This window comes from Peribacillus sp. B2I2 (assembly GCF_041261685.1).
GTDB lineage: Bacteria > Bacillota > Bacilli > Bacillales > DSM-1321 > Peribacillus.
The window spans coordinates 378,483-404,551 of the sequence record NZ_JBGCCB010000001.1; the positions used below are offsets into that span (position 1 = coordinate 378,483).

Annotated in this window: 20 protein-coding genes, 3 rRNA genes and 1 riboswitch; of the genes, 21 read left to right on the top strand and 2 right to left on the bottom strand. The window is 43.4% G+C overall.

What is annotated here, in order from left to right:
- Nucleotides 1–212: 212 nt before the first annotated feature.
- Complete coding sequence (locus tag ABIE66_RS01905; RefSeq protein WP_370013688.1) at nt 213–1,226, top strand: LacI family DNA-binding transcriptional regulator; 1,014 nt, start codon at nt 213–215, stop codon at nt 1,224–1,226.
- A gap of 121 nt (nt 1,227–1,347) precedes the next feature.
- On the opposite strand, the gene ABIE66_RS01910 is transcribed toward ABIE66_RS01905, so the two are convergent.
- The gene (locus ABIE66_RS01910) at nt 1,348–1,905 is read right to left on the bottom strand and encodes a shikimate kinase (protein WP_289318828.1); all 558 of its coding nucleotides are present in this window, start codon (nt 1,903–1,905) and stop codon (nt 1,348–1,350) included.
- An 847-nt stretch (nt 1,906–2,752) separates the two neighbouring features.
- On the opposite strand from ABIE66_RS01910, the gene ABIE66_RS01915 reads away from it, so the two are divergent.
- The 16 genes from ABIE66_RS01915 to purD all read left to right on the top strand — a co-directional run bounded on the left by ABIE66_RS01915 (nt 2,753) and on the right by purD (nt 21,474).
- Nucleotides 2,753–4,303 (top strand): 16S ribosomal RNA (locus ABIE66_RS01915).
- A 175-nt stretch (nt 4,304–4,478) separates the two neighbouring features.
- Nucleotides 4,479–7,411, top strand: a 23S ribosomal RNA gene (locus ABIE66_RS01920).
- Between the two features lie 64 nt (nt 7,412–7,475).
- Nucleotides 7,476–7,591: ribosomal RNA gene (gene rrf / locus ABIE66_RS01925) — 5S ribosomal RNA — on the top strand.
- Together the 16S, 23S and 5S rRNA genes form the textbook arrangement of a ribosomal RNA operon.
- A 513-nt stretch (nt 7,592–8,104) precedes the next feature.
- Nucleotides 8,105–8,347 (top strand): NETI motif-containing protein, encoded by a 243-nt coding sequence (locus tag ABIE66_RS01930; RefSeq protein WP_370013689.1) that lies wholly within the window; start codon nt 8,105–8,107, stop codon nt 8,345–8,347.
- A gap of 74 nt (nt 8,348–8,421) precedes the next feature.
- Nucleotides 8,422–8,523: riboswitch (purine riboswitch) on the top strand.
- A 179-nt stretch (nt 8,524–8,702) separates the two neighbouring features.
- Complete coding sequence (gene purE / locus ABIE66_RS01935) at nt 8,703–9,191, top strand: 5-(carboxyamino)imidazole ribonucleotide mutase (protein ID WP_289318245.1); 489 nt, start codon at nt 8,703–8,705, stop codon at nt 9,189–9,191.
- The gene (gene purK, locus ABIE66_RS01940) at nt 9,175–10,335 is read left to right on the top strand and encodes a 5-(carboxyamino)imidazole ribonucleotide synthase (protein WP_370013690.1); all 1,161 of its coding nucleotides are present in this window, start codon (nt 9,175–9,177) and stop codon (nt 10,333–10,335) included. The genes purE and purK overlap by 17 nt, the downstream gene beginning before the upstream one ends.
- A complete protein-coding gene (gene purB / locus ABIE66_RS01945) occupies nt 10,332–11,624 on the top strand; it encodes an adenylosuccinate lyase (protein WP_289323476.1) in 1,293 nt (430 codons plus the stop codon). The genes purK and purB overlap by 4 nt, the downstream gene beginning before the upstream one ends.
- A 103-nt stretch (nt 11,625–11,727) precedes the next feature.
- Nucleotides 11,728–12,447, top strand: coding sequence for a phosphoribosylaminoimidazolesuccinocarboxamide synthase (gene purC / locus ABIE66_RS01950; protein WP_098370357.1), 720 nt, complete (start codon nt 11,728–11,730; stop codon nt 12,445–12,447).
- Nucleotides 12,440–12,694: a phosphoribosylformylglycinamidine synthase subunit PurS gene (purS, locus tag ABIE66_RS01955; protein ID WP_289318241.1), complete on the top strand. Its 255-nt coding sequence runs from the start codon at nt 12,440–12,442 to the stop codon at nt 12,692–12,694. The genes purC and purS overlap by 8 nt, the downstream gene beginning before the upstream one ends.
- Entirely contained in the window at nt 12,691–13,377 is a 687-nt protein-coding gene (purQ, locus tag ABIE66_RS01960) for a phosphoribosylformylglycinamidine synthase subunit PurQ (RefSeq protein ID WP_289323477.1), read from the top strand. Before purS ends, purQ begins: the two co-directional genes overlap by 4 nt.
- Nucleotides 13,361–15,583: a phosphoribosylformylglycinamidine synthase subunit PurL gene (gene purL / locus ABIE66_RS01965; RefSeq protein ID WP_370013692.1), complete on the top strand. Its 2,223-nt coding sequence runs from the start codon at nt 13,361–13,363 to the stop codon at nt 15,581–15,583. The genes purQ and purL overlap by 17 nt, the downstream gene beginning before the upstream one ends.
- A complete protein-coding gene (gene purF, locus ABIE66_RS01970; protein WP_289323479.1) occupies nt 15,568–16,983 on the top strand; it encodes an amidophosphoribosyltransferase in 1,416 nt (471 codons plus the stop codon). Before purL ends, purF begins: the two co-directional genes overlap by 16 nt.
- A 42-nt stretch (nt 16,984–17,025) precedes the next feature.
- Nucleotides 17,026–18,051 (top strand): phosphoribosylformylglycinamidine cyclo-ligase, encoded by a 1,026-nt coding sequence (gene purM / locus ABIE66_RS01975; protein ID WP_289318237.1) that lies wholly within the window; start codon nt 17,026–17,028, stop codon nt 18,049–18,051.
- The gene (gene purN / locus ABIE66_RS01980; RefSeq protein ID WP_289323480.1) at nt 18,051–18,626 is read left to right on the top strand and encodes a phosphoribosylglycinamide formyltransferase; all 576 of its coding nucleotides are present in this window, start codon (nt 18,051–18,053) and stop codon (nt 18,624–18,626) included. The genes purM and purN overlap by 1 nt, the downstream gene beginning before the upstream one ends.
- Before the next feature lie 18 nt (nt 18,627–18,644).
- A complete protein-coding gene (purH, locus tag ABIE66_RS01985) occupies nt 18,645–20,180 on the top strand; it encodes a bifunctional phosphoribosylaminoimidazolecarboxamide formyltransferase/IMP cyclohydrolase (protein WP_289323481.1) in 1,536 nt (511 codons plus the stop codon).
- 19 nt (nt 20,181–20,199) lie between these two features.
- Nucleotides 20,200–21,474, top strand: coding sequence for a phosphoribosylamine--glycine ligase (gene purD, locus ABIE66_RS01990; RefSeq protein WP_289323482.1), 1,275 nt, complete (start codon nt 20,200–20,202; stop codon nt 21,472–21,474).
- Between the two features lie 49 nt (nt 21,475–21,523).
- On the opposite strand, the gene ABIE66_RS01995 is transcribed toward purD, so the two are convergent.
- Nucleotides 21,524–21,790 (bottom strand): YgaP-like transmembrane domain, encoded by a 267-nt coding sequence (locus tag ABIE66_RS01995; RefSeq protein WP_289323483.1) that lies wholly within the window; start codon nt 21,788–21,790, stop codon nt 21,524–21,526.
- 147 nt (nt 21,791–21,937) lie between these two features.
- Here ABIE66_RS01995 and ABIE66_RS02000 point away from each other — a divergent pair, with 147 nt between their 5' ends.
- From ABIE66_RS02000 to pcrB, 4 genes are all read left to right on the top strand, one after another.
- Complete coding sequence (locus tag ABIE66_RS02000; RefSeq protein WP_370013693.1) at nt 21,938–23,683, top strand: adenine deaminase C-terminal domain-containing protein; 1,746 nt, start codon at nt 21,938–21,940, stop codon at nt 23,681–23,683.
- A 43-nt stretch (nt 23,684–23,726) separates the two neighbouring features.
- Nucleotides 23,727–24,764, top strand: a complete 1,038-nt coding sequence (locus ABIE66_RS02005; protein WP_370013694.1) for a DUF3048 domain-containing protein — start codon at nt 23,727–23,729, stop codon at nt 24,762–24,764.
- Nucleotides 24,765–24,790: 26 nt separating this feature from the next.
- On the top strand, nt 24,791–25,105 hold the full coding sequence (locus tag ABIE66_RS02010; protein WP_034306094.1) for a YerC/YecD family TrpR-related protein: 315 nt from the start codon (nt 24,791–24,793) through the stop codon (nt 25,103–25,105).
- Nucleotides 25,106–25,336: 231 nt separating this feature from the next.
- Entirely contained in the window at nt 25,337–26,020 is a 684-nt protein-coding gene (pcrB, locus tag ABIE66_RS02015; RefSeq protein WP_370013695.1) for a heptaprenylglyceryl phosphate synthase, read from the top strand.
- Nucleotides 26,021–26,069: the final 49 nt, after the last annotated feature.

A 26,069-nucleotide genomic window follows, 5' to 3' on the forward strand; every position in this document is an offset into this window, starting at 1 on the left:
TTAGTTAAAACTCCATCTACTAGAACTAGGGTGGCGTTTTTTTTTTGGTCAAATGAATAAGGTATATAGATGTATTGGAGAGATTATTGACCGATGAAATACCCTTGTCCCAAAAGCAAGGGTATAATAATGACAGTAACTATATTATTATTATAGTAAGAACATGATAATAAAAAATACATCAAAAATACATTCAAGATGGTGATTGAACTATGAAACAATCCAAAAAAGGTCGAGTCACGCTGCAAGAGGTAGCGAAACATGCTGGGGTATCTACTTCCACTGCTTCCCTTATAGTTCGTAATAACCCGCGAATTTCGGAAGCGACGCGAAAAAAGGTATTAAAATCCATGCATGAATTGGGTTATGTTTACGATAGAATTGCAGCAAACCTAAGATCGCAGAGTTCTGATACTGTAGGAATCATTATTACTGATATATCAAATACCTTTTTTTCTGAATTCCTGATAGGCGTTCACGACGCATTGGATGAGGTCGGTTATACGGTGTTGCTGGGGACTACATTCGACTCGGTTACCAAGCAAGACCATCTTCTTTCAACCATGTTGGAACATAGGGTTGGAGGCTTGATTCTTTGTCCTGTCTCTGAAAGTACACAAGAAACCATTGAGCGATTAAATGAAATTGACACGCCAATGGTCCTTGCTGTTAGAGAACTACCGGAAGTGAATAGTGACTATGTAGGCATCGATTATCCAGAAGGAGCCCGAATTGCTGTTGACCATCTTATTGAAAAGGGACATAAAAGAATTGCGCTCCTTGGTGGAATCAGGGAATCTTCTACTTGGATCGAGAGAATGGAGGGGTATCGGGAAGCCCTTTCAAGAGCGGGCTTGGAAGTGGATGAATCGTTAATGATAGATAGTGCCCCGACACGGGAGGGCGGGCTAGAGGCTGTATTGAAAGTACTTCAGAATCCCAATCCGCCAACTGCAATTTTTTGCTTTAGCGACTTAATTGCCTTCGGTGTTATGCAAGGATTAAGGATGAAAGGATTTACTCCTGGAAAAGATATAGATATCGTAGGGTTCGATAACGTTCCAGTTGCAGAAATCTATCATCCTCCGTTAACGACCATTTCTTCATTTCCTAGACGTATCGGAAAAGAGGCAGCGAATCTCTTGTACCAGCAAATGGAGAAAATCGAACGTGAACAACAGCGAATCATATTAAACCCAGAACTGATAATTAGAGAGTCTTCCTAATAAAGAAAAATAAAAAGGTGATTAGTTTACAGGATGCTGGGTGTCCTTACCTCTGTATCCTTTTCATCTTTTCTATTATTCTTTTATCGGGGACATTGGTTAAATATAAAAGGAATGGGGCTTACTTAAGCGGTTCATAAATATCCCAGGCCACTTTCAATGAATCGACTATAAAGTCTGCCACTTCATCAACATCAAGATCGTTGGTATTCACTTTTGAATGATGATAGGAGTATATCTCCTGTCTGGTGTAAAAGAGCTCTTCGATTTCCTCTAGGGTCCGACTTTGTAAAACAGGTCTACTATCAATAAGTAAGCCAATTCTTTCTTTCCAATATTCCCAAGATAAATCAAGGTAGAAGACAATGCAATTAGATAAACAGATATTGCGTATATCCTCTTGTAAGAATGCCCCGCCTCCAACTGAAATGATTTTCAATTGTTGTTGACTAAGGCTTTCAATCACATTTTTTTCTTTTTCGCGAAATGCTTTTTCCCCAAACTTCTTGAATATTTCTGTAGTGGGCATATTGAATTCCTTTTCAATTTCTTGGTCTATATCAATAAAGTCCCTATATAACTTTCTGGCTACTTTCTGTCCGATCGTCGTCTTTCCAACTCCCATAAAGCCAATAAAAACGATACTTTGCATCCTCAAAGATGTGTTTTTATTAATCATCTATAAATCCCTCTCCCAACTATTTTTATAATGATTAAAAGTCTTTCCTGAAATTTTTAAAATAACTTTATTATAGTACAAGAAAGTAAAATTGTAAAAAAGATATTTTTTAATATTTGGACAATGGAAATGCGTAATATAAGCGGTTTATTTCTAAAATCACTTATCCCATTCTTAAAGGAACAATAAATTTTTTTATATTCGATTTACACCTTTCATTTATTGGGGTGAATGGTCTATTGAAAATGAAGATAGTAATTGATCTGAATAATATAGTTTTTATGGATTTGGCCAAAAGCGTTACTAATCGGAAGGGGAGTGTGTTTCAAAAAGGTCTTCGTTTTAATAAAATGGATGTTGATCGAAGGGGACCTTAGGTTTAATGAACAAGGATCAAGAAGGTTTTGGTGGATTATATTCATGTTGTGATAAGGACATATAATGCTCCTATCTCCTATATAATAAATGGATAAATCACTTAATAAAGAATTGTATAAAATGTGTTGACTTTATGGTAAGAAAGGATTAATATAAATAAGCACCAACTAAGACAAACGAAAAACTTCATCCGCTTTTGGTAGATTACCAAAAGAAAAATAATAACTATTGACTTCTTACTATGAAAATGATAAGATGAAATGGTCGCTGAGAAACACAGTGATTTAAAATAAGTTTAAAACTTCGCAGAAGTTGACAACTAATCAATAAGATGTTATGATGAATAAACAAGTCGTTCGAAAGAACGATTGTGAAATTGCTCTTTGAAAACTGAACAAAACAAAGCGCCAACGTTAAATTTTAAGTGAGCACACACTATCAAAAAAGCAAAATGAGCAAGTCAAACATTTCTTCGGAGAGTTTGATCCTGGCTCAGGACGAACGCTGGCGGCGTGCCTAATACATGCAAGTCGAGCGAATCGATGGGAGCTTGCTCCCTGAGATTAGCGGCGGACGGGTGAGTAACACGTGGGCAACCTGCCTATAAGACTGGGATAACTTCGGGAAACCGGAGCTAATACCGGATACGTTCTTTTCTCGCATGAGAGAAGATGGAAAGACGGTTTCGGCTGTCACTTATAGATGGGCCCGCGGCGCATTAGCTAGTTGGTGAGGTAATGGCTCACCAAGGCGACGATGCGTAGCCGACCTGAGAGGGTGATCGGCCACACTGGGACTGAGACACGGCCCAGACTCCTACGGGAGGCAGCAGTAGGGAATCTTCCGCAATGGACGAAAGTCTGACGGAGCAACGCCGCGTGAACGAAGAAGGCCTTCGGGTCGTAAAGTTCTGTTGTTAGGGAAGAACAAGTACCAGAGTAACTGCTGGTACCTTGACGGTACCTAACCAGAAAGCCACGGCTAACTACGTGCCAGCAGCCGCGGTAATACGTAGGTGGCAAGCGTTGTCCGGAATTATTGGGCGTAAAGCGCGCGCAGGTGGTTCTTTAAGTCTGATGTGAAAGCCCACGGCTCAACCGTGGAGGGTCATTGGAAACTGGGGAACTTGAGTGCAGAAGAGGAAAGTGGAATTCCAAGTGTAGCGGTGAAATGCGTAGAGATTTGGAGGAACACCAGTGGCGAAGGCGACTTTCTGGTCTGTAACTGACACTGAGGCGCGAAAGCGTGGGGAGCAAACAGGATTAGATACCCTGGTAGTCCACGCCGTAAACGATGAGTGCTAAGTGTTAGAGGGTTTCCGCCCTTTAGTGCTGCAGCTAACGCATTAAGCACTCCGCCTGGGGAGTACGGCCGCAAGGCTGAAACTCAAAGGAATTGACGGGGGCCCGCACAAGCGGTGGAGCATGTGGTTTAATTCGAAGCAACGCGAAGAACCTTACCAGGTCTTGACATCCTCTGACAACCCTAGAGATAGGGCTTTCCCCTTCGGGGGACAGAGTGACAGGTGGTGCATGGTTGTCGTCAGCTCGTGTCGTGAGATGTTGGGTTAAGTCCCGCAACGAGCGCAACCCTTGATCTTAGTTGCCAGCATTCAGTTGGGCACTCTAAGGTGACTGCCGGTGACAAACCGGAGGAAGGTGGGGATGACGTCAAATCATCATGCCCCTTATGACCTGGGCTACACACGTGCTACAATGGATGGTACAAAGGGCTGCAAACCTGCGAAGGTAAGCGAATCCCATAAAGCCATTCTCAGTTCGGATTGTAGGCTGCAACTCGCCTACATGAAGCCGGAATCGCTAGTAATCGCGGATCAGCATGCCGCGGTGAATACGTTCCCGGGCCTTGTACACACCGCCCGTCACACCACGAGAGTTTGTAACACCCGAAGTCGGTGAGGTAACCTTTATGGAGCCAGCCGCCTAAGGTGGGACAGATGATTGGGGTGAAGTCGTAACAAGGTAGCCGTATCGGAAGGTGCGGCTGGATCACCTCCTTTCTAAGGATAATTACGAGAGCGCTTTTGTTTTGTTCAGTTTTGAATGAGTAATTCATTCAGATAGGGAAGAAAAACATCACGATGTGATGGATTCTTTCTGCTTTGTTCCTTGAAAACTAGATAATAGATAGAAGGCAATTAATTTTTTTTAAAGCATCTGTAAGATCTTTTTAACGGTTAAGTTAGAAAGGGCGCACGGTGGATGCCTTGGCACTAGGAGCCGATGAAGGACGGGACTAACACCGATATGCTTCGGGGAGCTGTAAGTAAGCTTTGATCCGGAGATTTCCGAATGGGGAAACCCACTGTTCGTAATGGAACAGTATCTTTACCTGAATACATAGGGTACTGAAGGCAGACCCGGGGAACTGAAACATCTAAGTACCCGGAGGAAGAGAAAGCAAATGCGATTTCCTGAGTAGCGGCGAGCGAAACGGAATTAGCCCAAACCAAGAGGCTTGCCTCTTGGGGTTGTAGGACACTCAACATGGAGTTACAAAGGAACGGGGTAAATGAAGTGACCTGGAAAGGTCCGTCAAAGAAGGTAAAAACCCTGTAGTTGAAACTTCGTTCCCTCCTGAGTGGATCCTGAGTACGGCGGGACACGAGAAATCCCGTCGGAAGCAGGGAGGACCATCTCCCAAGGCTAAATACTCCCTAGTGACCGATAGTGAACCAGTACCGTGAGGGAAAGGTGAAAAGCACCCCGGAAGGGGAGTGAAATAGATCCTGAAACCGTGTGCCTACAAGTAGTCAAAGCCCGTTAATGGGTAATGGCGTGCCTTTTGTAGAATGAACCGGCGAGTTACGATTTCATGCGAGGTTAAGTTGATAAGACGGAGCCGCAGCGAAAGCGAGTCTGAATAGGGCGAATGAGTATGAGGTCGTAGACCCGAAACCAGGTGATCTACCCATGTCCAGGGTGAAGTTCAGGTAACACTGAATGGAGGCCCGAACCCACGCACGTTGAAAAGTGCGGGGATGAGGTGTGGGTAGCGGAGAAATTCCAATCGAACCTGGAGATAGCTGGTTCTCTCCGAAATAGCTTTAGGGCTAGCCTCAAGATGAGAGTATTGGAGGTAGAGCACTGATTGGACTAGGGGCCCCCAACGGGTTACCGAATTCAGTCAAACTCCGAATGCCAAATACTTATTCTTGGGAGTCAGACTGCGAGTGATAAGATCCGTAGTCGAAAGGGAAACAGCCCAGACCACCAGCTAAGGTCCCAAAGTATACGTTAAGTGGAAAAGGATGTGGAGTTGCTTAGACAACCAGGATGTTGGCTCAGAAGCAGCCACCATTTAAAGAGTGCGTAATAGCTCACTGGTCGAGTGACTCCGCGCCGAAAATGTACCGGGGCTAAACGTATCACCGAAGCTGTGGATTGACACCATTAGGTGTCGATGGTAGGAGAGCGTTCTAAGGGCGTTGAAGTCAGACCGGAAGGACTGGTGGAGCGCTTAGAAGTGAGAATGCCGGTATGAGTAGCGAAAGAAGGGTGAGAATCCCTTCCACCGAATGCCTAAGGTTTCCTGAGGAAGGCTCGTCCGCTCAGGGTTAGTCGGGACCTAAGCCGAGGCCGAAAGGCGTAGGCGATGGACAACAGGTTGATATTCCTGTACCACCTATACATCGTTTGAACGATGGGGGGACGCAGAAGGATAGGGTAAGCGCGCTGTTGGATATGCGCGTCCAAGCAGTTAGGCCGGAAACGAGGCAAATCCCGTTTCCATTAAGGCGGAGCTGTGATGTCGAGGGAAATATAGTACCGAAGTTCCTGATTCCACGCTGCCAAGAAAAGCCTCTAGTGAGATGTAAGGTGCCCGTACCGCAAACCGACACAGGTAGGCGAGGAGAGAATCCTAAGGTGTGCGAGAGAACTCTCGTTAAGGAACTCGGCAAAATGACCCCGTAACTTCGGGAGAAGGGGTGCTTTTTAGGGTGAATAGCCCGGAAAAGCCGCAGTGAATAGGCCCAGGCGACTGTTTAGCAAAAACACAGGTCTCTGCGAAGCCGCAAGGCGAAGTATAGGGGCTGACACCTGCCCGGTGCTGGAAGGTTAAGGGGAGAGGTTAGCGCAAGCGAAGCTTTGAACCGAAGCCCCAGTAAACGGCGGCCGTAACTATAACGGTCCTAAGGTAGCGAAATTCCTTGTCGGGTAAGTTCCGACCCGCACGAAAGGTGTAACGATCTGGGCACTGTCTCAACGAGAGACTCGGTGAAATTATAGTACCTGTGAAGATGCAGGTTACCCGCGACAGGACGGAAAGACCCCGTGGAGCTTTACTGCAGCCTGATATTGAATTTTGGTACAGCTTGTACAGGATAGGTAGGAGCCTGAGAAGCCGGAGCGCTAGCTTCGGTGGAGGCGTTGGTGGGATACTACCCTGGCTGTATTGAAATTCTAACCCGCGCCCCTTATCGGGGTGGGAGACAGTGTCAGGTGGGCAGTTTGACTGGGGCGGTCGCCTCCTAAAGAGTAACGGAGGCGCCCAAAGGTTCCCTCAGAATGGTTGGAAATCATTCGTAGAGTGTAAAGGCACAAGGGAGCTTGACTGCGAGACCTACAAGTCGAGCAGGGACGAAAGTCGGGCTTAGTGATCCGGTGGTTCCGCATGGAAGGGCCATCGCTCAACGGATAAAAGCTACCCCGGGGATAACAGGCTTATCTCCCCCAAGAGTCCACATCGACGGGGAGGTTTGGCACCTCGATGTCGGCTCATCGCATCCTGGGGCTGTAGTCGGTCCCAAGGGTTGGGCTGTTCGCCCATTAAAGCGGTACGCGAGCTGGGTTCAGAACGTCGTGAGACAGTTCGGTCCCTATCCGTCGCGGGCGCAGGAAATTTGAGAGGAGCTGTCCTTAGTACGAGAGGACCGGGATGGACGCACCGCTGGTGTACCAGTTGTCTTGCCAAAGGCATAGCTGGGTAGCTACGTGCGGACGGGATAAGTGCTGAAAGCATCTAAGCATGAAGCCCCCCTCAAGATGAGATTTCCCATGGCGCAAGCTAGTAAGATCCCTGAAAGATGATCAGGTTGATAGGTCAGAGGTGGAAGCGTGGCGACATGTGGAGCTGACTGATACTAATAGATCGAGGACTTAACCAACGCTTTTTAAAAAATGAAATACCTTCTTATTATCTAGTTTTGAAGGAACAACGTTCCTGATATGTTTGGTGGCGATAGCGAAGAGGTCACACCCGTTCCCATTCCGAACACGGCAGTTAAGCTCTTCAGCGCCGATGGTAGTTGGGGGTTTCCCCCTGTGAGAGTAGGACGCCGCCAAGCCATTTCAAAGACCAGCCATCCGGCTGGTTTTTTTTTGCGTCTCAATGATTTGAATGGAAATCGTTTTTTTAGAAATCCCCATAATTCAGGTCGAATTGGAGAAGAATACGCCTTCAATTCGACCTGTTTCCTATCTAATTTGACCTAGAAGGAAATAATTCGAGCCGCAGCCTATCCAATTCGACCAAAACCCAATTAATCCGTCCTATCGTCAATTCCCTCAAATTCAAACTGCCGTTTATTAATACGGCCCATGTGAATTGAAATAATTCATGAGAGCAAGATACGATTATGTACCGATCAAGGAGCAGAGGTTAATTTCTTGATTCAGGCTATAGTAATTCGAAAGGGAGAAAGGATAGGATATTGAAGGTATGTAAATTCATGAGGGTAGGTGCCTTTACGATAGAACGGATTTTTATACTGGAATGGATTTTTCGAAAAATGAATTTCTTGTCTTTATTGGTTCTTTTCATTATACTAGGAAGAATTTATTAATGGTAATAATGTAAGTTGGATACAAAGCGAAATGAAATTATGGAAGGGATCGGTATTGTGAGTAAAAAGAGTAAGGAAAAGTTTGAAGTTATCGAGGGCGAGACAATCGATGCATGTTTAGATCGAATTAAAGCAGCAGGGTACTTTCCTGTAAGGCGAACAGAAGAACCCATCTTCGCCGAGAGAATAGAGAATGGCAAAGTCCAATATGTGCCAGTTGATCGAAAAATTGTATTCGAAGCAAAATTAATTGAGTAAAACACGAACGATTTATTCATATCATGTAAAAATATTCGATTTTAACTTGACATTAAAATGGCCGGAAGGTAAGATGAAGTTACATTAATACATCTCATATAATCATGGGGATATGGCCCAAAAGTTTCTACCTGATGACCGTAAATCATCGGACTATGAGAAAAGCATCTGACTAATTCGGAAACTAGCCAAGTCTTTTTGTATTTTTCAAAAGGGCTTTCTTTTCCGGACAGGTTGCTTTCTCGATGAGGAAGCAACCTGTCCGGTTTTTTATATTTTACATGTTATAGATAATGATAAGCGTCCATCTGCATACTCGGGACGCCTTAATATGAGTGTTGGAGGGAAAGATGATATGAAACCGCAAGTTGGGGTTATTATGGGAAGTGTCTCGGATTGGGAAACGATGAAATACGCTTGTGAATCATTGGAACAGCTTGAGATTCCCTATGAGAAAAGAGTCGTTTCCGCTCACAGGACGCCGGATTTACTATTTGAATATGCAGAGAGTGCAAAAGAGAGAGACATTAAAGTGATTATTGCCGGAGCGGGCGGGGCGGCACATCTTCCAGGTATGACAGCAGCCAAGACCATTGTCCCTGTGATAGGCGTGCCAATTCAATCGAAGGCATTAAATGGGATGGATTCGTTATTATCGATTGTTCAAATGCCTGGTGGCGTACCGGTTGCAACGGTTGCGATCGGAAAAGCGGGCGCAGTCAATGCCGGTTTGTTTGCGGCCCAAATATTAGCAGCTTTCGATTCTGACATTGCTGATAGGTTAGTGGCTTTACGAGACGAAACCAGAGAAAAGGTGTTACAGAGCAGTGAACAACTTAAATAATACAATCATTTTACCGGGACAGACCATTGGAATTATCGGCGGTGGGCAATTGGGAAGGATGATGGCCTTATCGGCTAGGGCATCGGGCTTTAAGATAGCGGTCCTTGAGCCGACTGCAGAAGGTCCATGTGCACAAGTGGCGGATATTGAAATCATTGGTGCTTATGATGACATCGAAGCATTGAAAAGGTTAGCTGAGGTCAGTGACGTAATAACCTATGAGTTTGAAAATATCAGTTCAGAAGCCCTGGATTGGTTAAAGCAACATGCATTTCTGCCACAGGGCTCAGAATTATTAAAGCTGACACAGGATAGACTAACTGAAAAAAAAGCGATATCTGATGCAGGAGCTTCTGTTGCTCCATATCGGGAAATACAGGATATTTCAGAAATTTACCTTCATATAGAGAAATTAGGGTACCCTAGTGTGTTAAAAACGACGCGGGGCGGTTATGATGGAAAAGGGCAGTTGGTCATTAAGGAAGAAGCCGATATCAAAAAGGCTGAATCCCTGCTCAAAACAGGTAAATGTGTGCTGGAAGCCTGGATTCCTTTCGTAAAAGAAATCTCCATCATCGTGACGCGTAAGGCAAATGGCGAAGCAAGTCATTTTCCGATAGCGGAAAACATTCATATCGAAAACATTCTTCATAAAAGCATTGTTCCCGCCCGTATTAGTCAACAAGCTGAACGGAAGGCTATTAATGAAGCTTTGCAGCTTGCAGAGAAACTTGATTTAGTGGGGACATTGGCAGTAGAGATGTTTTTAACTGCTCAGGATGAGATCATCATTAATGAATTAGCGCCAAGACCTCATAACTCAGGGCATTATACAATGGAAGCATGTGAGACTTCACAGTTCGAACAGCATATAAGGGCTGTCTGCAATTGGCCGCTCGGAAATACGGCGTTATTGAAGCCTGTGGTAATGATAAACATCCTTGGTGAGCATATCGGGCCCTTAATGGATGAAATTCCGACGCTTTCAGATTGGAAGGTTCACCTTTACGGTAAGAAAGAAGCCAAGGTTAAGCGGAAAATGGGTCATGTGAATATTTTACGTCCAACGATTGAGGAAGCTCTTTTGGAAAGTGATCGAAGCAAAATATGGAATCAACAGGTTGAAACGGAGGAAGTAAAATGATTGAACGTTATACCCGCCCAGAGATGGGAAACATTTGGACAGAAAAGAACCGCTTTAATGCGTGGTTGGAAGTTGAAATCTTAGCTTGTGAAGCATGGTCTGAACTAGGTGTCATTCCAAAAGAAGATGTGAAGCTTCTTCGTGAAAATGCTACGTTCGACGTGGAGCGTATCAATGAAATCGAAAAAGATACACGACACGATGTTGTTGCTTTTACACGTGCGGTTTCTGAAACGTTGGGTGAAGAACGGAAATGGGTTCATTACGGATTGACCTCAACTGATGTTGTCGATACAGCTCTTTCATATGTGATTAAGCAAGCGAATGATATCCTTTCCAAGGATTTAAATAACTTCGTGGAGATCCTGAAAAATAAAGCGAAAGAACATAAATATACGGTTCAAATGGGACGTACACATGGAGTTCACGCGGAACCGACTACCTTTGGGTTGAAACTGGCACTTTGGTATCAAGAAATGAAACGCAATGTCGAACGTTTTGATGAAGCCAGAAAGAACATAGAGGTTGGGAAAATCTCTGGAGCTGTCGGAACTTACGCAAACATCGACCCGTTCGTTGAAAAATTCGTTTGTGAAAAGCTTGGCCTTGAAGCAGCACCAATTTCAACACAAACATTGCAGCGCGATCGTCACGCACATTATATGAGCACTTTGGCTTTAATTGCGACATCAATTGAAAAGTTCGCAGTGGAAATTCGCGGCTTGCAAAAAAGTGAAACACGTGAAGTGGAAGAATTCTTTGCAAAAGGACAAAAGGGCTCTTCGGCAATGCCTCATAAACGGAATCCAATCGGTTCTGAAAATATGACGGGAATGGCTCGTGTAATCCGCGGTTACATGATGACAGCTTTTGAGAATGTGCCGTTATGGCATGAACGTGACATTTCGCATTCTTCTGCTGAGCGCATCATCTTACCGGATGCAACGATCGCTTTAAACTACATGCTGAACCGGTTCAGCAACATAATTAAGAACTTGACCGTTTATCCAGAAAATATGAAACGCAATATGGACCGAACGCTGGGATTGATTTTCTCACAACGTGTGCTGCTTTCCCTTATCGATAAAGGACTTGTCCGTGAAGAAGCTTATGATACGGTTCAGCCGAAGGCGATGGAAGCATGGGAGCTTCAGGTTCCATTCAGAAGCCTGATCGAAAAGGATGATAAAATCACAAGCTTGCTTACGAAAGAAGAACTTGATGATTGTTTCGATCCTACACATCACCTGAAAAATGTTGATGTAATCTTTGATCGTTTAGGTTTATAAAAATGAAGGCGGCAAACATGGCACCTTTAAACGGTGAAATGTTTGCCAAGCCTGATCAATGGTAGGAAGATTCATAATATTCACAATGTGGGGGTCTGGACAGATGGAAAAACGAGAATTGTTGTATGAAGGAAAAGCGAAACAGATTTTTGCAACGGACAACAGTGAAATAGTATGGGTGGAATACAAGGATTCGGCAACAGCGTTTAATGGTGAGAAGAAATCAGAGATTGCCGGAAAAGGTAAGTTGAATAATCAAATTACTAGCTTACTTTTTTCAAAGCTTGCCCAAGAAAATATCCCTTCCCATTTTATTGAAATGCTTTCCGACCGGGAGCAGTTAGTCAAGAGGGTATCTATCATCCCACTTGAAGTCGTTGTCAGAAATACGGCTGCCGGCAGTTTTTCTAAAAGAACTGGCATTGAAGAAGGCCAGCCGCTCAAGAAAACACTGATTGAGTTTTACTATAAAGACGACGAACTCGGCGATCCTCTGTTAACGGAAGACCATATTGAAGAATTGGAACTTGCAAGCAAGGAAGATGTAGCCATTTTAAAAGAAAAGGCACAAGAAATCAGTATCGTCTTAACTTCCTTCTTTAAAGAATTGGACATTAAATTGATTGATTTCAAATTAGAGTTCGGTAAGACTCCGAATGGAGACATTCTGCTGGCAGATGAAATTTCACCTGATACCTGCCGATTATGGGATATTAACACGAACGAAAAGTTAGACAAAGATGTATTCCGCCGTGATTTAGGCAGTTTAACAGATGCTTACGAAAAAATACTAGCAAAGTTGGAGGGCACTCAACATGTATAAGGTTAAAGTATATATCACACTACGCGAAAGTGTACTAGATCCACAGGGAGCAGCAGTGCAACAATCACTTCATAGTTTGACTTATAACGAAGTCAGTGATGTTCGAGTGGGGAAATACATTGAACTTACAATTAAGGATACGGATCGTGATTTAGATCAACTTGTGAAGGAAATGTGTGAAAAACTATTGGCCAATACGGTAATTGAAGCTTACCGTTATGATGTTGAGGAGGTTATCACCAAATGAAATTTGCTGTCATAGTTTTCCCTGGTTCCAATTGTGATGTCGATATGTACCATGCGATCAAGGATGCACTAGGGGAAGAAGTGGAGTATGTTTGGCATTCCACAGACAATCTAGATCAGTATGATGGAATTCTCCTTCCTGGAGGTTTCTCCTATGGAGACTATTTACGCTCTGGAGCGATTGCCCGATTTTCGAATGTAATGGCCGAAGTTGTAAAAGCTGCACAAGCAGGAAAGCCTGTTTTGGGTGTCTGCAATGGTTTTCAGATTTTACTTGAAGCAGGACTTTTACCTGGAGCGATGCGCCGTAATGAAGGCTTGAAATTCATTTGCCGCAATGTTGGATTAAAGGTTGAAAATAATCAATCGATGTTCACGACAGGTTATGAAGTAAATGAAACGATTACGATCCCGGTTGCCCATGGTGAAGGGAATTATTACTGTGATAATGAAACATTGGCTGAATTAAAACGAAATAACCGCATCTTATTCACTTATGATGGTGAAAATCCAAACGGAAGCTTGGAACAAATAGCGGGAATTACAAATGAACAAGGAAATGTCCTCGGTATGATGCCTCATCCCGAACGTGCTGTTGATTCACTGCTTGGCAGTAAAGACGGCTTAAAGATTTTTCAATCCATCGTAAAAAACTGGAGGGAATCACATGTTATTACAGCTTGAACCAAGTCCGGAAAAAATTAAATCGGAGCGATTGTACGCAAGTATGGGACTGTCCGATCAAGAATTTGCAATGGTTGAGAAAATCTTAGGCAGACTGCCTAATTATACGGAAACTGGATTGTTTTCTGTAATGTGGTCAGAGCATTGTTCCTACAAAAATTCAAAACCCATCTTAAAAAAATTCCCGATAACTGGGGAGAAAGTTCTTCAAGGTCCTGGTGAAGGAGCTGGTATCGTTGATATCGGTGACGATCAGGCTGTCGTTTTTAAAATAGAAAGTCATAACCACCCATCTGCTATCGAACCTTACCAAGGTGCCGCTACTGGTGTCGGAGGAATTATCCGTGATGTCTTCTCCATGGGTGCGCGTCCGATTGCGATGCTGAATTCGCTTCGTTTTGGTGAGCTAGACAATGATCGTGTTAAATATTTATTTAAAGAAGTGGTTGCCGGGATTGCTGGATACGGCAATTGTATCGGAATACCGACTGTCGGAGGCGAAATTCAATTCGACCCTTCTTATGAAGGGAACCCTCTGGTAAATGCGATGTGTGTCGGCTTGATCGATCATAAAGACATTAAAAAAGGCCAGGCTCATGGAGTAGGTAACACAGTCATGTATGTGGGAGCCAAAACAGGACGCGATGGTATTCATGGAGCAACATTTGCATCTGAAGAGCTGTCAGAGTCTTCAGAAGAAAAACGACCTGCCGTCCAAGTGGGAGATCCATTCATGGAGAAACTGCTTTTGGAAGCATGCCTTGAATTGATTCAAAATGATGCCCTTGTTGGCATTCAGGATATGGGTGCAGCGGGTCTTACAAGTTCATCTGCAGAGATGGCAAGTAAAGCTGGATCAGGCATTAAAATGAACCTTGATTTGGTACCGCAGCGTGAAACTGGAATGACTGCTTATGAAATGATGCTTTCTGAATCACAAGAACGGATGCTGATCGTTGTCACTAAAGGACGTGAACAAGAAATCGTTGACTTGTTTACGAAATATGATTTAGAGGCTGTTTCCGTAGGAGTAGTGACGGATGACAAAAACCTAACATTATCGCATCAAGGTGAAATCGTTGCAGAGGTTCCGGTGGATGCATTGGCTGAAGAAGCTCCGATTTATCATAAGCCATCTGCAGAACCGCAATATTTCCGCGATTTCCAAAGCATGACGGCTGAAGTGCCAGTCATTGAAGATTATAAAGAAACATTGGTATCACTATTGAAGCAACCGACGATTTCGAGTAAGGAATGGGTCTACGATCAATATGATTACATGGTCCGTACGAATACAGTCGTCTCACCTGGATCTGATGCGGCGGTGGTACGTGTCCGGGGCACAAATAAGGCCCTTGCCATGACGACGGATTGCAACTCCCGCTTTATTTATTTAGATCCTGAAACGGGAGGTAAAATCGCAGTCGCTGAAGCAGCCCGTAACATTATTTGCTCGGGTGCGGAACCTTTAGCGATTACGGATTGCTTGAATTTTGGGAATCCGGAAAAACCTGAAATATTTTGGCAATTGGAAAAAGCGGCAGACGGTATGAGTGAAGCTTGCAGAAGCTTAAGCACTCCTGTAATTGGTGGAAATGTCTCGCTATACAATGAAACGAACGGTGAAGCGATTTATCCGACACCTGTGGTTGGGATGGTTGGTCTTATCAATGACCTTCAGCACATCACTACACAAACGTTTAAAAATGAAGCCGATTTGATTTATGTGGTCGGCGAAGCGAAAGTTGAATTTGGAGGCAGTGAGTTACAAAAAATGCTCGAAGGTAAAATCTTCGGACGCGCACCGGAACTTGATTTGGCCGTTGAACAAAAACGTCAGCAGCAAATCCTCACTGCAATCCAAAAAGGACTTGTTGCATCAGCCCATGACCTTTCGGAAGGCGGTTTGGCAGTGGCTTTAGCTGAATCTTTATTCGGGGCTAGCAAGCTTGGGGCAAAAGTGAATATAGCTGGCGAACCGGTATCGGAATTATTCAGTGAAACGCAATCTCGATTCCTACTATCCATCAAGCCTGAAAACCAAACGGCATTCGAAGCGCTAGTTGAAGATGCGAAATGCATTGGCTCAGTAACGGGAGATAATAAATTAGTTGTGGCAACAGACAGTGATAGCAAAGTATTGGAAGCGGACGTTGAAGATTTACAAACAGCTTGGAAGGGAGCCATACCATGCTTGCTGAAATAAGAAGCCTAAACGAAGAGTGTGGTGTTGTTGGAGTCTGGGGACATCCCGATGCAGCACAGCTGGCTTACTACGGTTTGCATAGCTTACAACATCGTGGTCAAGAGGGAGCTGGCATCGTCGTTACTGACGGTGAGCAGATGTCCATCTCCAAGGGTGAAGGTCTTGTCACAGAGATATTCACGGCCGAAAAAATGCAGTCACTTTCCGGTTCAGGAAAAGCTGCGATCGGCCATGTCCGTTATACAACGGCAGGCGGCGGCGGGTATCAAAATGTTCAGCCTTTCTTGTTCAATTCACATACAGGAGGGCTGGCGCTTGCTCATAATGGGAATATAGTCAACGCCCATCAGTTAAAGGCACAGCTTGAAGGACAGGGAAGCATTTTTCAAACGACATCGGATACGGAAGTCCTGGCCCATCTTATTAAACGGTCCGGCTACTCGGATGTCAGAGATTCCGTGAAGAACAGTTTAAGCATGCTGAAGGGAGCTTACGCCTTTGTCATCATGACAGAAAACCAAATGATTATGGCAAGGGACCCGCATGGCTTCCGTCCACTTTCCTTGGGGAAAATAGGCGATGCATATTTCGCCGCATCAGAAACATGTGCCCTTGATATTGTAGGTGCAGAATTCATCCGCGATATTGAGCCGGGTGAACTCGTTGTCATTAATGATGAGGGAATCACATCCGAGTACTTTTCGCTTTCCAGTCAACAGGCAATGTGCACGATGGAATATGTGTATTTCTCCCGTCCGGATAGCAACATTGATGGGATTAATGTTCATACGGCAAGAAAAAACCTTGGCAAGCAAATGGCACTGGAAACCAAAATTGAAGCGGATGTAGTTACAGGTGTACCTGATTCCAGCATTTCGGCAGCGATAGGCTATGCTGAAGCGGCCGGCATACCCTATGAAATGGGCTTGATAAAAAATAGGTATGTTGGACGGACGTTCATTCAGCCATCACAGAGTCTGCGTGAACAAGGCGTGAAGATGAAACTTTCACCTGTAAGAGGGGTCGTGGAAGGTAAGCGGGTCATAATGGTTGATGATTCAATTGTCCGTGGAACAACAAGCAGAAGGATTGTCCGCATGTTAAAAGATGCTGGAGCCAAAGAAGTGCATGTTGTAATCAGCTCACCACCGATCAAGAATCCATGTTTTTATGGTATAGACACGTCTAAAAAGGAAGAACTGATTGCTAGCTCTAAATCGGTGGAGGAAATAAGAGAAATCATTGAAGCTGATTCCTTAACTTTTTTAAGCGTCGAAGGTATGGTCGAAGCAATTGGACGACCGTTTCCTGGAGAAACGCGCGGTTCATGCCTAGCTTGTTTCACCGGAAATTATCCGACTGAAATTTTTGAGTACGAACGAGAAAAAACAAAATGTTAATCAAGTCGGCAATGATGATTGATTTTCGGAGGAGGATTTCAAATGGCTAATGCATATAAGCAGGCTGGTGTTGATATTGAGGCTGGTTATGAAGCGGTAAATCGAATGAAAAAACATGTAAAACGCACATTTCGTCCAGAAGTAATGAATGGTCTGGGCGGTTTCGGGGGCATGTTTGATTTATCTTCCTTGAACCTTAAAGAACCTGTGCTCATTTCAGGTACGGATGGAGTGGGTACGAAACTATTGTTGGCAATCATGATGGATAAGCACGATACAATTGGAGTGGATTGTGTAGCTATGTGCGTCAATGATGTTGTCGTTCAAGGTGCTGCACCTTTATACTTTTTAGATTATATTGCCTGCGGTAAAGCAGATCCAGAACGAATTGAAATGATCGTCAAAGGAATTGCAGATGGCTGTGAGCAAGCGGGTTGTGCTTTAATCGGTGGAGAAACGGCTGAAATGCCAGGCATGTACGAAACGGAAGAATACGATGTGGCAGGTTTTACTGTAGGTGCAGTTGAAAAATCCCGTCTAATTACGGGTGAGGCCATCTCGGCGGGTGATGTCGTTATTGGACTTGCTTCGAGCGGCATCCACAGTAATGGATATTCACTTGTTCGTAAAATCCTTCTTGAAGACTCAGGTATGGGGCTTCATGACTTCGTACCGGAATTGGATTGCAAGTTGGGCGAGGAATTATTAAAACCGACAAAAATCTATGTGAAGTCCGTTTTATCGACATTGGAAAAATTTGATGTTAATGGTCTTGCCCATATCACGGGTGGCGGGTTCATCGAAAATATACCGCGTATTCTACCTGAAGGATGCGGTGTTGAGATCGAGCTTGGAAGCTGGGAAATTCCATCTATATTCTCATTCCTTGAAGAAAAAGGGAACCTTGTAAAAGAGGAAATGTTCAATATTTTCAATATGGGTATTGGAATGACTGCTGTCGTGAAAAAAGAAGTGGCATCCGATGTACTATCCCATCTACGGTCTTGCGGTGAAGAAGCATCGGTTATTGGAACGATTGTGGATGGAAATGGAGTGTCGTTTAAATAATGAAGCGCCTTGCTGTCTTTGCATCAGGTAACGGTAGTAATTTCCAATCGATTGCTGACGCAATAAAAAGTGGAAAGTTGGAGGCGGAAATCTGTCTTGTCGTTTGCGATCGTGAAGACGCATATGTGCTTGAGAGAGCTAATCTTGAGAATATTGAGTCTTTCTCCTTTTCAGCTAAGAATTACTCTAACAAGACTGAGTATGAATCGGAAATCCTGGAGAAACTTCGCCAGCACGAGATAGAATTTATCATTCTGGCTGGTTATATGCGTTTGATTGGTCCGACATTATTACAAAAGTTTTCACAGAGGATTGTGAACATCCACCCTTCACTTTTGCCTAGTTTTCCAGGCAAGGATGCAATTGGACAGGCTTTTGATGCCGGAGTGAAGGTAACGGGGGTAACGATTCATTTTGTTGATGATGGAATGGACACAGGACCGATCATTGCCCAAAAGGCAGTGCCAATTCTTGAGGGGGATACGAAAGACATCCTTCAAAAAAGGATTCAGGAAATGGAGCATGACATGTATCCGCCAGTTTTGCAGGAGCTATGCCACAAGAAACTTACTTAATGGAGGGACCAACATAACATGAAGAAACGTGCTTTAATCAGTGTATCGGATAAAACAGGGATCGTAGAATTTGCTCAAGGTTTAATTGAGGCAGGTTTTGAAATTATTTCTACAGGCGGTACTAAAAAAACGCTGCAGGATAATGGCGTTAATGTAATTGGAATCAGTGATGTCACCGGTTTCCCGGAAATATTGGATGGACGTGTTAAAACGCTTCACCCAAATGTACATGGAGCAGTGTTGGCAAAACATGATGACAAGGATCACGCAGCACAGCTTGCAGAGCATAATATTGAACCCATTCAACTTGTCTGTGTAAACCTATATCCTTTCCAAGCGACTATTTCCAAACCGGAAGTCACTGTGGAAGATGCTATTGAAAACATCGATATCGGTGGACCGACTATGCTTCGTTCTTCTGCTAAAAACCACGCATATGTAACTGTTATCGTTGATTCCGAAGATTATCCTACCGTATTGGCTGAGCTGAAACAAAACGGTGGAGTATCTAAAACCACGAATCGCCGCCTGGCTGCAAAAGTCTTCCGCCATACAGCAGCATATGATGCTGTTATTTCGGAGTATATGACAGAGCTTGCCGATGAAGAAAACCCTGAATCATTGACTGTTACCTATGAATTGAAACAGTCGCTTCGTTATGGGGAAAATCCACATCAAAAAGCAGCATTCTATAAAAAACCGCTTGGTTCCGTCTTCTCAATTGCTGAAGCGAAGCAATTACATGGAAAAGAACTTTCATACAACAACATTAATGACGCTGATGCAGCACTTCAAATCGTTAAAGAATTCAATGAGCCGGCTGCTGTAGCTGTCAAACATATGAATCCTTGCGGCGTCGGTGTCGGGGCGACCATTTTAGAAGCATATGAAAAAGCTTATGAGGCAGATGCCACTTCCATTTTTGGCGGAATCATTGCTTTGAACCGTGAAGTTGATAAGGCGACTGCGGAAAGGCTTCATGAAATTTTCCTTGAAATCATCATTGCTCCTGGGTTTACGGATGAGGCAGTGGAAGTATTAACAAGCAAGAAAAACCTTCGTTTATTAACGATCGATTTCGACGCGGTTAAAAAACCTGAACGTAAATTGACTTCCATTGAAGGCGGATTACTTATTCAAGATCGGGATGCACATAGCTTAAAGGATGCAGAGGTAAAAGTGGCAACGAAACGTGAGCCTACTCCTGAAGAGTGGAAAGCCTTGGAACTTGGCTGGAAAATCGTAAAGCATGTTAAGTCGAATGCAATAGTGGTAAGTAACGGTCAAATGACATTAGGTGTTGGCGCAGGGCAGATGAACCGTGTGGGAGCTGCAAAAATTGCTCTGGAACAAGCTGGGGAAAGAGCGACAGGAAGTGCGTTGGCATCAGATGCCTTCTTCCCAATGGATGATACCGTAGAAGCGGCAGCGAAAGCGGGCGTCACGGCAATCATTCAGCCTGGTGGATCTGTAAAAGATCAGGATTCAATCAAGAAAGCTGATGAATATGGAATTGCGATGGTATTTACAGGAATTCGTCACTTTAAACATTAATCAAAAATGAGGTGCGATAATGAATGTACTAGTAATTGGCCGGGGCGGCAGGGAGCATGCCATTGCCCGCAAACTATTTGAAAGTAAACGGGTGGGGACAGTTTTTGCAGCACCGGGAAATCCAGGTATGATCGATGTTGCGACTCTTGTTCCAATTGATGAAAACAATCATGAGGAATTGGTTGCCTTTGCCAAGAAGAATGCAGTTTCATTAACGGTGATTGGGCCCGAAACCCCATTGTTGAATGGACTTGCTGATGACTTTACGGAGGCAGGCTTACAGGTGTTTGGCCCTAATGGTCGTGCTGCAGTGATTGAGGGAAGTAAATCCTTTGCTAAAGATTTAATGAAGAACTACAGCATTCCGACAGCGGAATACGAAACATTTTCTGACTATGATTCAGCAAAGGCATATATTGAAAGAATGGGTGCCCCCATCGTCATAAAAGCGGATGGATTGGCTGCAGGAAAAGGTGTCGTAGTTGCGATGACGATGGAAGAGGCGTTAGATGCCATCCATGACATGCTAGTCGGAGCAAAGTTCGGCGAAGCTTCTGCCAAAGTCGTTATTGAGGAATTTCTCGATGGCGAGGAATTTTCATTGATGGCATTCGTGAATGGGGAAAAAGTGTATCCGATGGTCATAGCTCAAGATCACAAGCGGGTTTTTGATGGAGATCAGGGCCCGAACACAGGTGGAATGGGTGCATATTCACCGGTGCCGCAAATTTCCGATGAAATGATTCAGACCGCAGTCGAAACAATTCTTCAGCCTACAGTAAATGCGATGATTTCGGAAAATCGGCGTTTTACAGGGATATTATATGCCGGGTTGATCGCTACTGAAAAAGGTACGAAAGTAATTGAGTTCAATGCACGTTTTGGCGATCCGGAAACGCAAGTTGTTTTACCACGCCTGAAAACAGATTTCGTAGATACGCTTGAAGCGGTTCTTTCTGGAGAGGATTTACAACTTGAGTGGCATGAAGAAGCCGTTCTTGGAGTGGTCGTCGCAGCTGATGGATATCCAGGGGATTATAAAAAGGGTTCCATCATTAAAGGCTTGGAAAAGATTGATCCGGATGCCCATGTTTATCACGCTGGAACGGCTCTCAATAGTGAGGGGAATTTCATCTCGAATGGCGGACGTGTACTTTTGGTTGCTGCAAAAGGGAAAGATTTGGCCTCTGCCCAAGCTGAAGTATATAAAGAGTTAGGGCATATTGAGAAAGATGGCTTATTCTGGAGAACGGATATTGGCTACCGTGCAATAAAATACAATTTTTCATCATAATATAAAGAAGCTGACTCTTAGCGGAGTCAGCTTCTTCTTTAGAAAAAACTTAATATGAATCAGATTGATTAGATTCTTTTTCCTGTTTTGATTCGTTTTTCATAAAGTTTTGTCCGTTTTCCATTGCATCGACGACAGGACAATAGCGAAGAATGCCTTCGCCTATTTTCATGGCTGAAAGCATGACCACGAATAGATAAGATTGGTTTTTCCATGGTTTTTTTACCATTTTAGCCATTGCCCATGTTAGAAGTGTAAAACCACAGGTAATTCGCATTAACGCATTTATTATACTGATATTTTGTTTAAAATTCATTTTAAGTCCATCCCTTCACAAAAATTTAACAATATTCTGGATAACATTACTGTTCTAATGAGGCAAGTATGTTACTATGAAATAAAATTGGATTGAAAATGGTTTTTTTCATACAACTGTTTCTAAAAAATTATGGGGGAATGTTTAATGCTTGAACAGCGCTATAGATGGAAAAATAAGCATCTAAGAGAACATATAGATGTGCTGGATGGCAATAGGGCACCACACATTCTGCTTAAAAATACGACTTATTTAAATCAGGCTTTACGAAAATGGGTAAAAGCGAATATATGGATATATGATGATCGCATCATATATGTTGGCGATAAGCTTCCTGATAATATAGACCGCTGTGAAATGGTAGACTGTACAAACCAGTACTTAGTCCCGGGTTATATTGAGCCGCATTCACACCCTTCTCAATTATATAATCCCCTTTCTTTTTCACGTTATGCATCTCATTTTGGCACAACGACATTGATCAATGATAACTTGCCATTTCTTTTGCAGTTAGATAAAAAGAAAGCGTTTTCTCTTTTGAAAGAATTACGTAACATTCCTGTAACAATGTATTGGTGGAGCCGTTTTGACGGACAAACGGAATTGATAGATGAAGACATGGTCTTTTCCCATGGGGCCGTTAAATCATGGCTGGAGCATGATGCCGTATTACAGGGCGGGGAACTGACTGGATGGCCGAAGCTTCTCGATGGGGATGACATGATGTTGCACTGGATTCAGGAAGCAAAGCGAATGAGGAAGAAAATAGAAGGACACTTTCCAGGTGCTTCAGAGAAGACTTTAGCGAAAATGACCTTGTTCGGCGCCGATAGTGATCATGAGGCAATGACAGGTGATGAAGTCATGTCGCGCTTGCTGCAGGGCTATTATGTATCGTTAAGACATTCTTCGATCCGGCCGGATCTTCCAAAGATGATACAGGAAATCCATGAACTGGGCATTGATCATTATGACAAATTCTTTTATACGACAGATGGATCGCCGCCGTCCTTTTATGAAGGTGGTTTCATAGACTGCTTGATTAAAATAGCGATAGAGCATGGCGTTCCGGTAATCGATGCTTACAATATGGCAACTATCAACATCGCACGATATTATAACATTGAGTACCTTCATGGCAATATTGCCACTGGAAGGGTAGCGAACATCAACTTCCTGACTGATGTAAAGGAGCCTGCACCGGTTTCGGTAATGGCAAAAGGGAAATGGGTGAAAAGGGATGGTGAAATCATACCCGATTCACAGGAAATCGAATGGAGTGATTTCGATTTTAAACCACTTGATCTTGACTGGGATCTTAGTTTAAAGGAAGATTTTGAATTTTCCATGCCGTTTGGAATTGAATTGGTCAATAATGTAATTACTAAACCGTACTCTCTTTCCAATGATGTTGGGCATGAAGAGCTGAACTTTGAGGATGATGAATGCTTTTTCATGCTTATCGATCGGGAAGGGAAATGGCGCATCAATACGATATTAAAAGGGTTTGCGGATAAGTTGTGTGGCTTTGCCGGTTCTTATACCAATACAGGTGATATCATACTGATCGGTAAAAGGAAACAGGATATGCATTTGGCATTTAACCGGCTGAAGGAGATTGGCGGCGGAATCATTTTAACGGAACACGGAAAGGTGATTCATGAACTTCCTCTGAAATTAAAGGGGGTCATGTCCACCAAAGAGGTTCCTGAACTGATAGAAGAAGAAAATGAATTGAAAAATTTGCTGCGTGACAGGGGGTATCGCTTCGCCGATCCTGTGTATACCCTTTCATTCTTTTCGACAACCCATCTGCCATATATAAGGCTGACCCAGCGGGGAGTGTATGATGTTATGAATAAAACTATACTCTTTCCCACTATAATGCGTTAAAATATAAGAGAAGAAATGGCTAATAAATCGGAGGAGTGGAAAGATGAATTTTAAGAGAATTCTTTTCATCGTTATTTCTATTTTACTGCTGGCAGGCTGTTCAACGAAAGAAGATCCTGCATTGGATGATAGTAAACCGAAAGATCAGGCTGTCATCAAAAATACAGATGTGAAAAATGAACCTTCCAATGAGTTTCCACTTACAGGTATAGCCACCGAAGAAGTCAGTGAGCAAAGGGCCGCAGCAGTGATGATTAATAATCATCCAAAAGCGCGCCCGCAATCGGGCCTCTCAGAAGCCGATATTGTCTATGAAATGCTCGCAGAAGGTGACATAACCAGATTTTTAGCTATCTTCCAAAGTGAAATGCCAAGCCAAATCGGTCCGATTCGGAGTGCAAGGGACTATTATATCGAATTGGCTAAAGGCATGGATTGCATCTATGTGTGTCATGGGTATAGCCCCGAGGCAAAGACCATGCTGGACAAAGGGTATATTGATAACTTGAACGGACTATATTATGATGGTACTTTGTTTCAACGTTCGGCAGATCGAAAAGCACCGCATAATTCCTACATCTCTTTTGAGGATATCCAAAAAGGCGCGAAGGATAAGGGCTTTGAGATGAATGGTGCACCGGAGCCTTATGTTTTCCTTACAAAGGAAGAGGCGGCTGGCCTTCAAGGGGAACCGGCAGTGAAAACCGAGATATCCTACGGATCAGACGAGTATGATGTAAAGTATGAATACGAAGCCACGGAAGAGAAATATAAACGTTATTCGAATGGTGAGCAAACAGTCGAACATAAATCGAATAAACCGATTTTACTGGATAATATATTGATCATTGAGGCCACTCACCAAGTGATTGACGATAAAGGACGTCGTACAATCGACTTGAAAAGTGGTGGAAAAGGTTATTTACTTCAAAAAGGAAAAGCGAATGAAGTAGAATGGGTTAATAAGGATGGTCGGATTACACCAGTGAAAAACGATAAAGAAGTAGGGTTGATTCCAGGGAAAACTTGGGTCAATATTATTCCGAATGAACCTGGTTTAGTAGGAGACGTCACATTTTGATACCCATGAAATTGAGGGGGAGTAACATGCAAATTGATAAGTTAAGGGGAAAAGAAACGGATCAGCTGTTTAAGTCGATCCTTTCCTTGCGTGATTTGGACGAATGCTATCGATTTTTTGATGATTTATGCACAGTTAATGAAATTTCATCATTAGCACAGCGTCTTGAAGTAGCCCGGATGCTTGAAGAAGGTAAGACCTATCATAAAATCGAAACGGAAACGGGTGCAAGTACGGCTACGATTTCCAGGGTGAAACGCTGCTTGAATTACGGAAATGACGCTTATTCAATGGCTCTTAACCGGATTAAGGATAACGTTGAGGAAACAACTGAATCTTAATGCTTTAGATTTTTTATATGGTGAATTAGAAAAAGCCGAGGAATTCATTTCCCGGCTTTTTATTTTGAGTTTAGCGCTTTCTTTGTCTGCTGTCTTTCAGCCATATCCATGTTATATTGGATTTTAGATTCAGGGGGTTCCATTTGGTAAACATTTTATCAATACTTCTCATTTTTAATGAAAAATCTTAATGCTATAATGGTTAATGGGAAGTGTGAATGGAGGATTATTATGTACGATTTTCGCGAGTGGAAACATGTTTTCAAACTCGATCCAAATAAAGAAATAAGTGGTGAAGCCCTTGAAAAAGTCTGTGAATCGGGTACTGATGCAATCATGGTCGGGGGAACGGATGGAATCACGCTTGAGAATGTGCTTCATTTAATGGCACGGGTCAGACGATATACCGTCCCATGTGTGATGGAGATTTCTTCTGTTGAAACGGTGACGCCAGGGTTTGATTTATATTTCATTCCGAGTGTCCTGAATAGCACCAATCCGGATTGGATGATGAAACTGCATCAGCAAGCAGTCAAAGAATACGGATACCTTTTGAATTGGGATGAAATTTTCGTTGAAGGGTACTGTATCCTGAATCCTGAGTGCAAGGCGGCCCAATTGACGAAAGCCAATACCGATTTGGATATGGATGATGTCGGAGCATACGCGATGATGGCGGAAAAGATGTTCAACCTGCCGATTTTTTATCTGGAATACAGCGGTGATTATGGCGATGTTCAGATGGTGGAAGCGGCCAAAGAGAGTCTGGAGAATACAGTATTATTCTATGGCGGTGGGATTAAATCGGTTGAACAGGCTAAAGAGATGTCTAAGATTGCGGATGTTATCGTTGTCGGAAATGTGATTTATGAAGATTTGAAAGTGGCACTAGCAACAGTTACGGCAGTTAAATGAAAACTTGGAATAAATATAGTATACTAAAACAGAAACGAACGTTCGTATA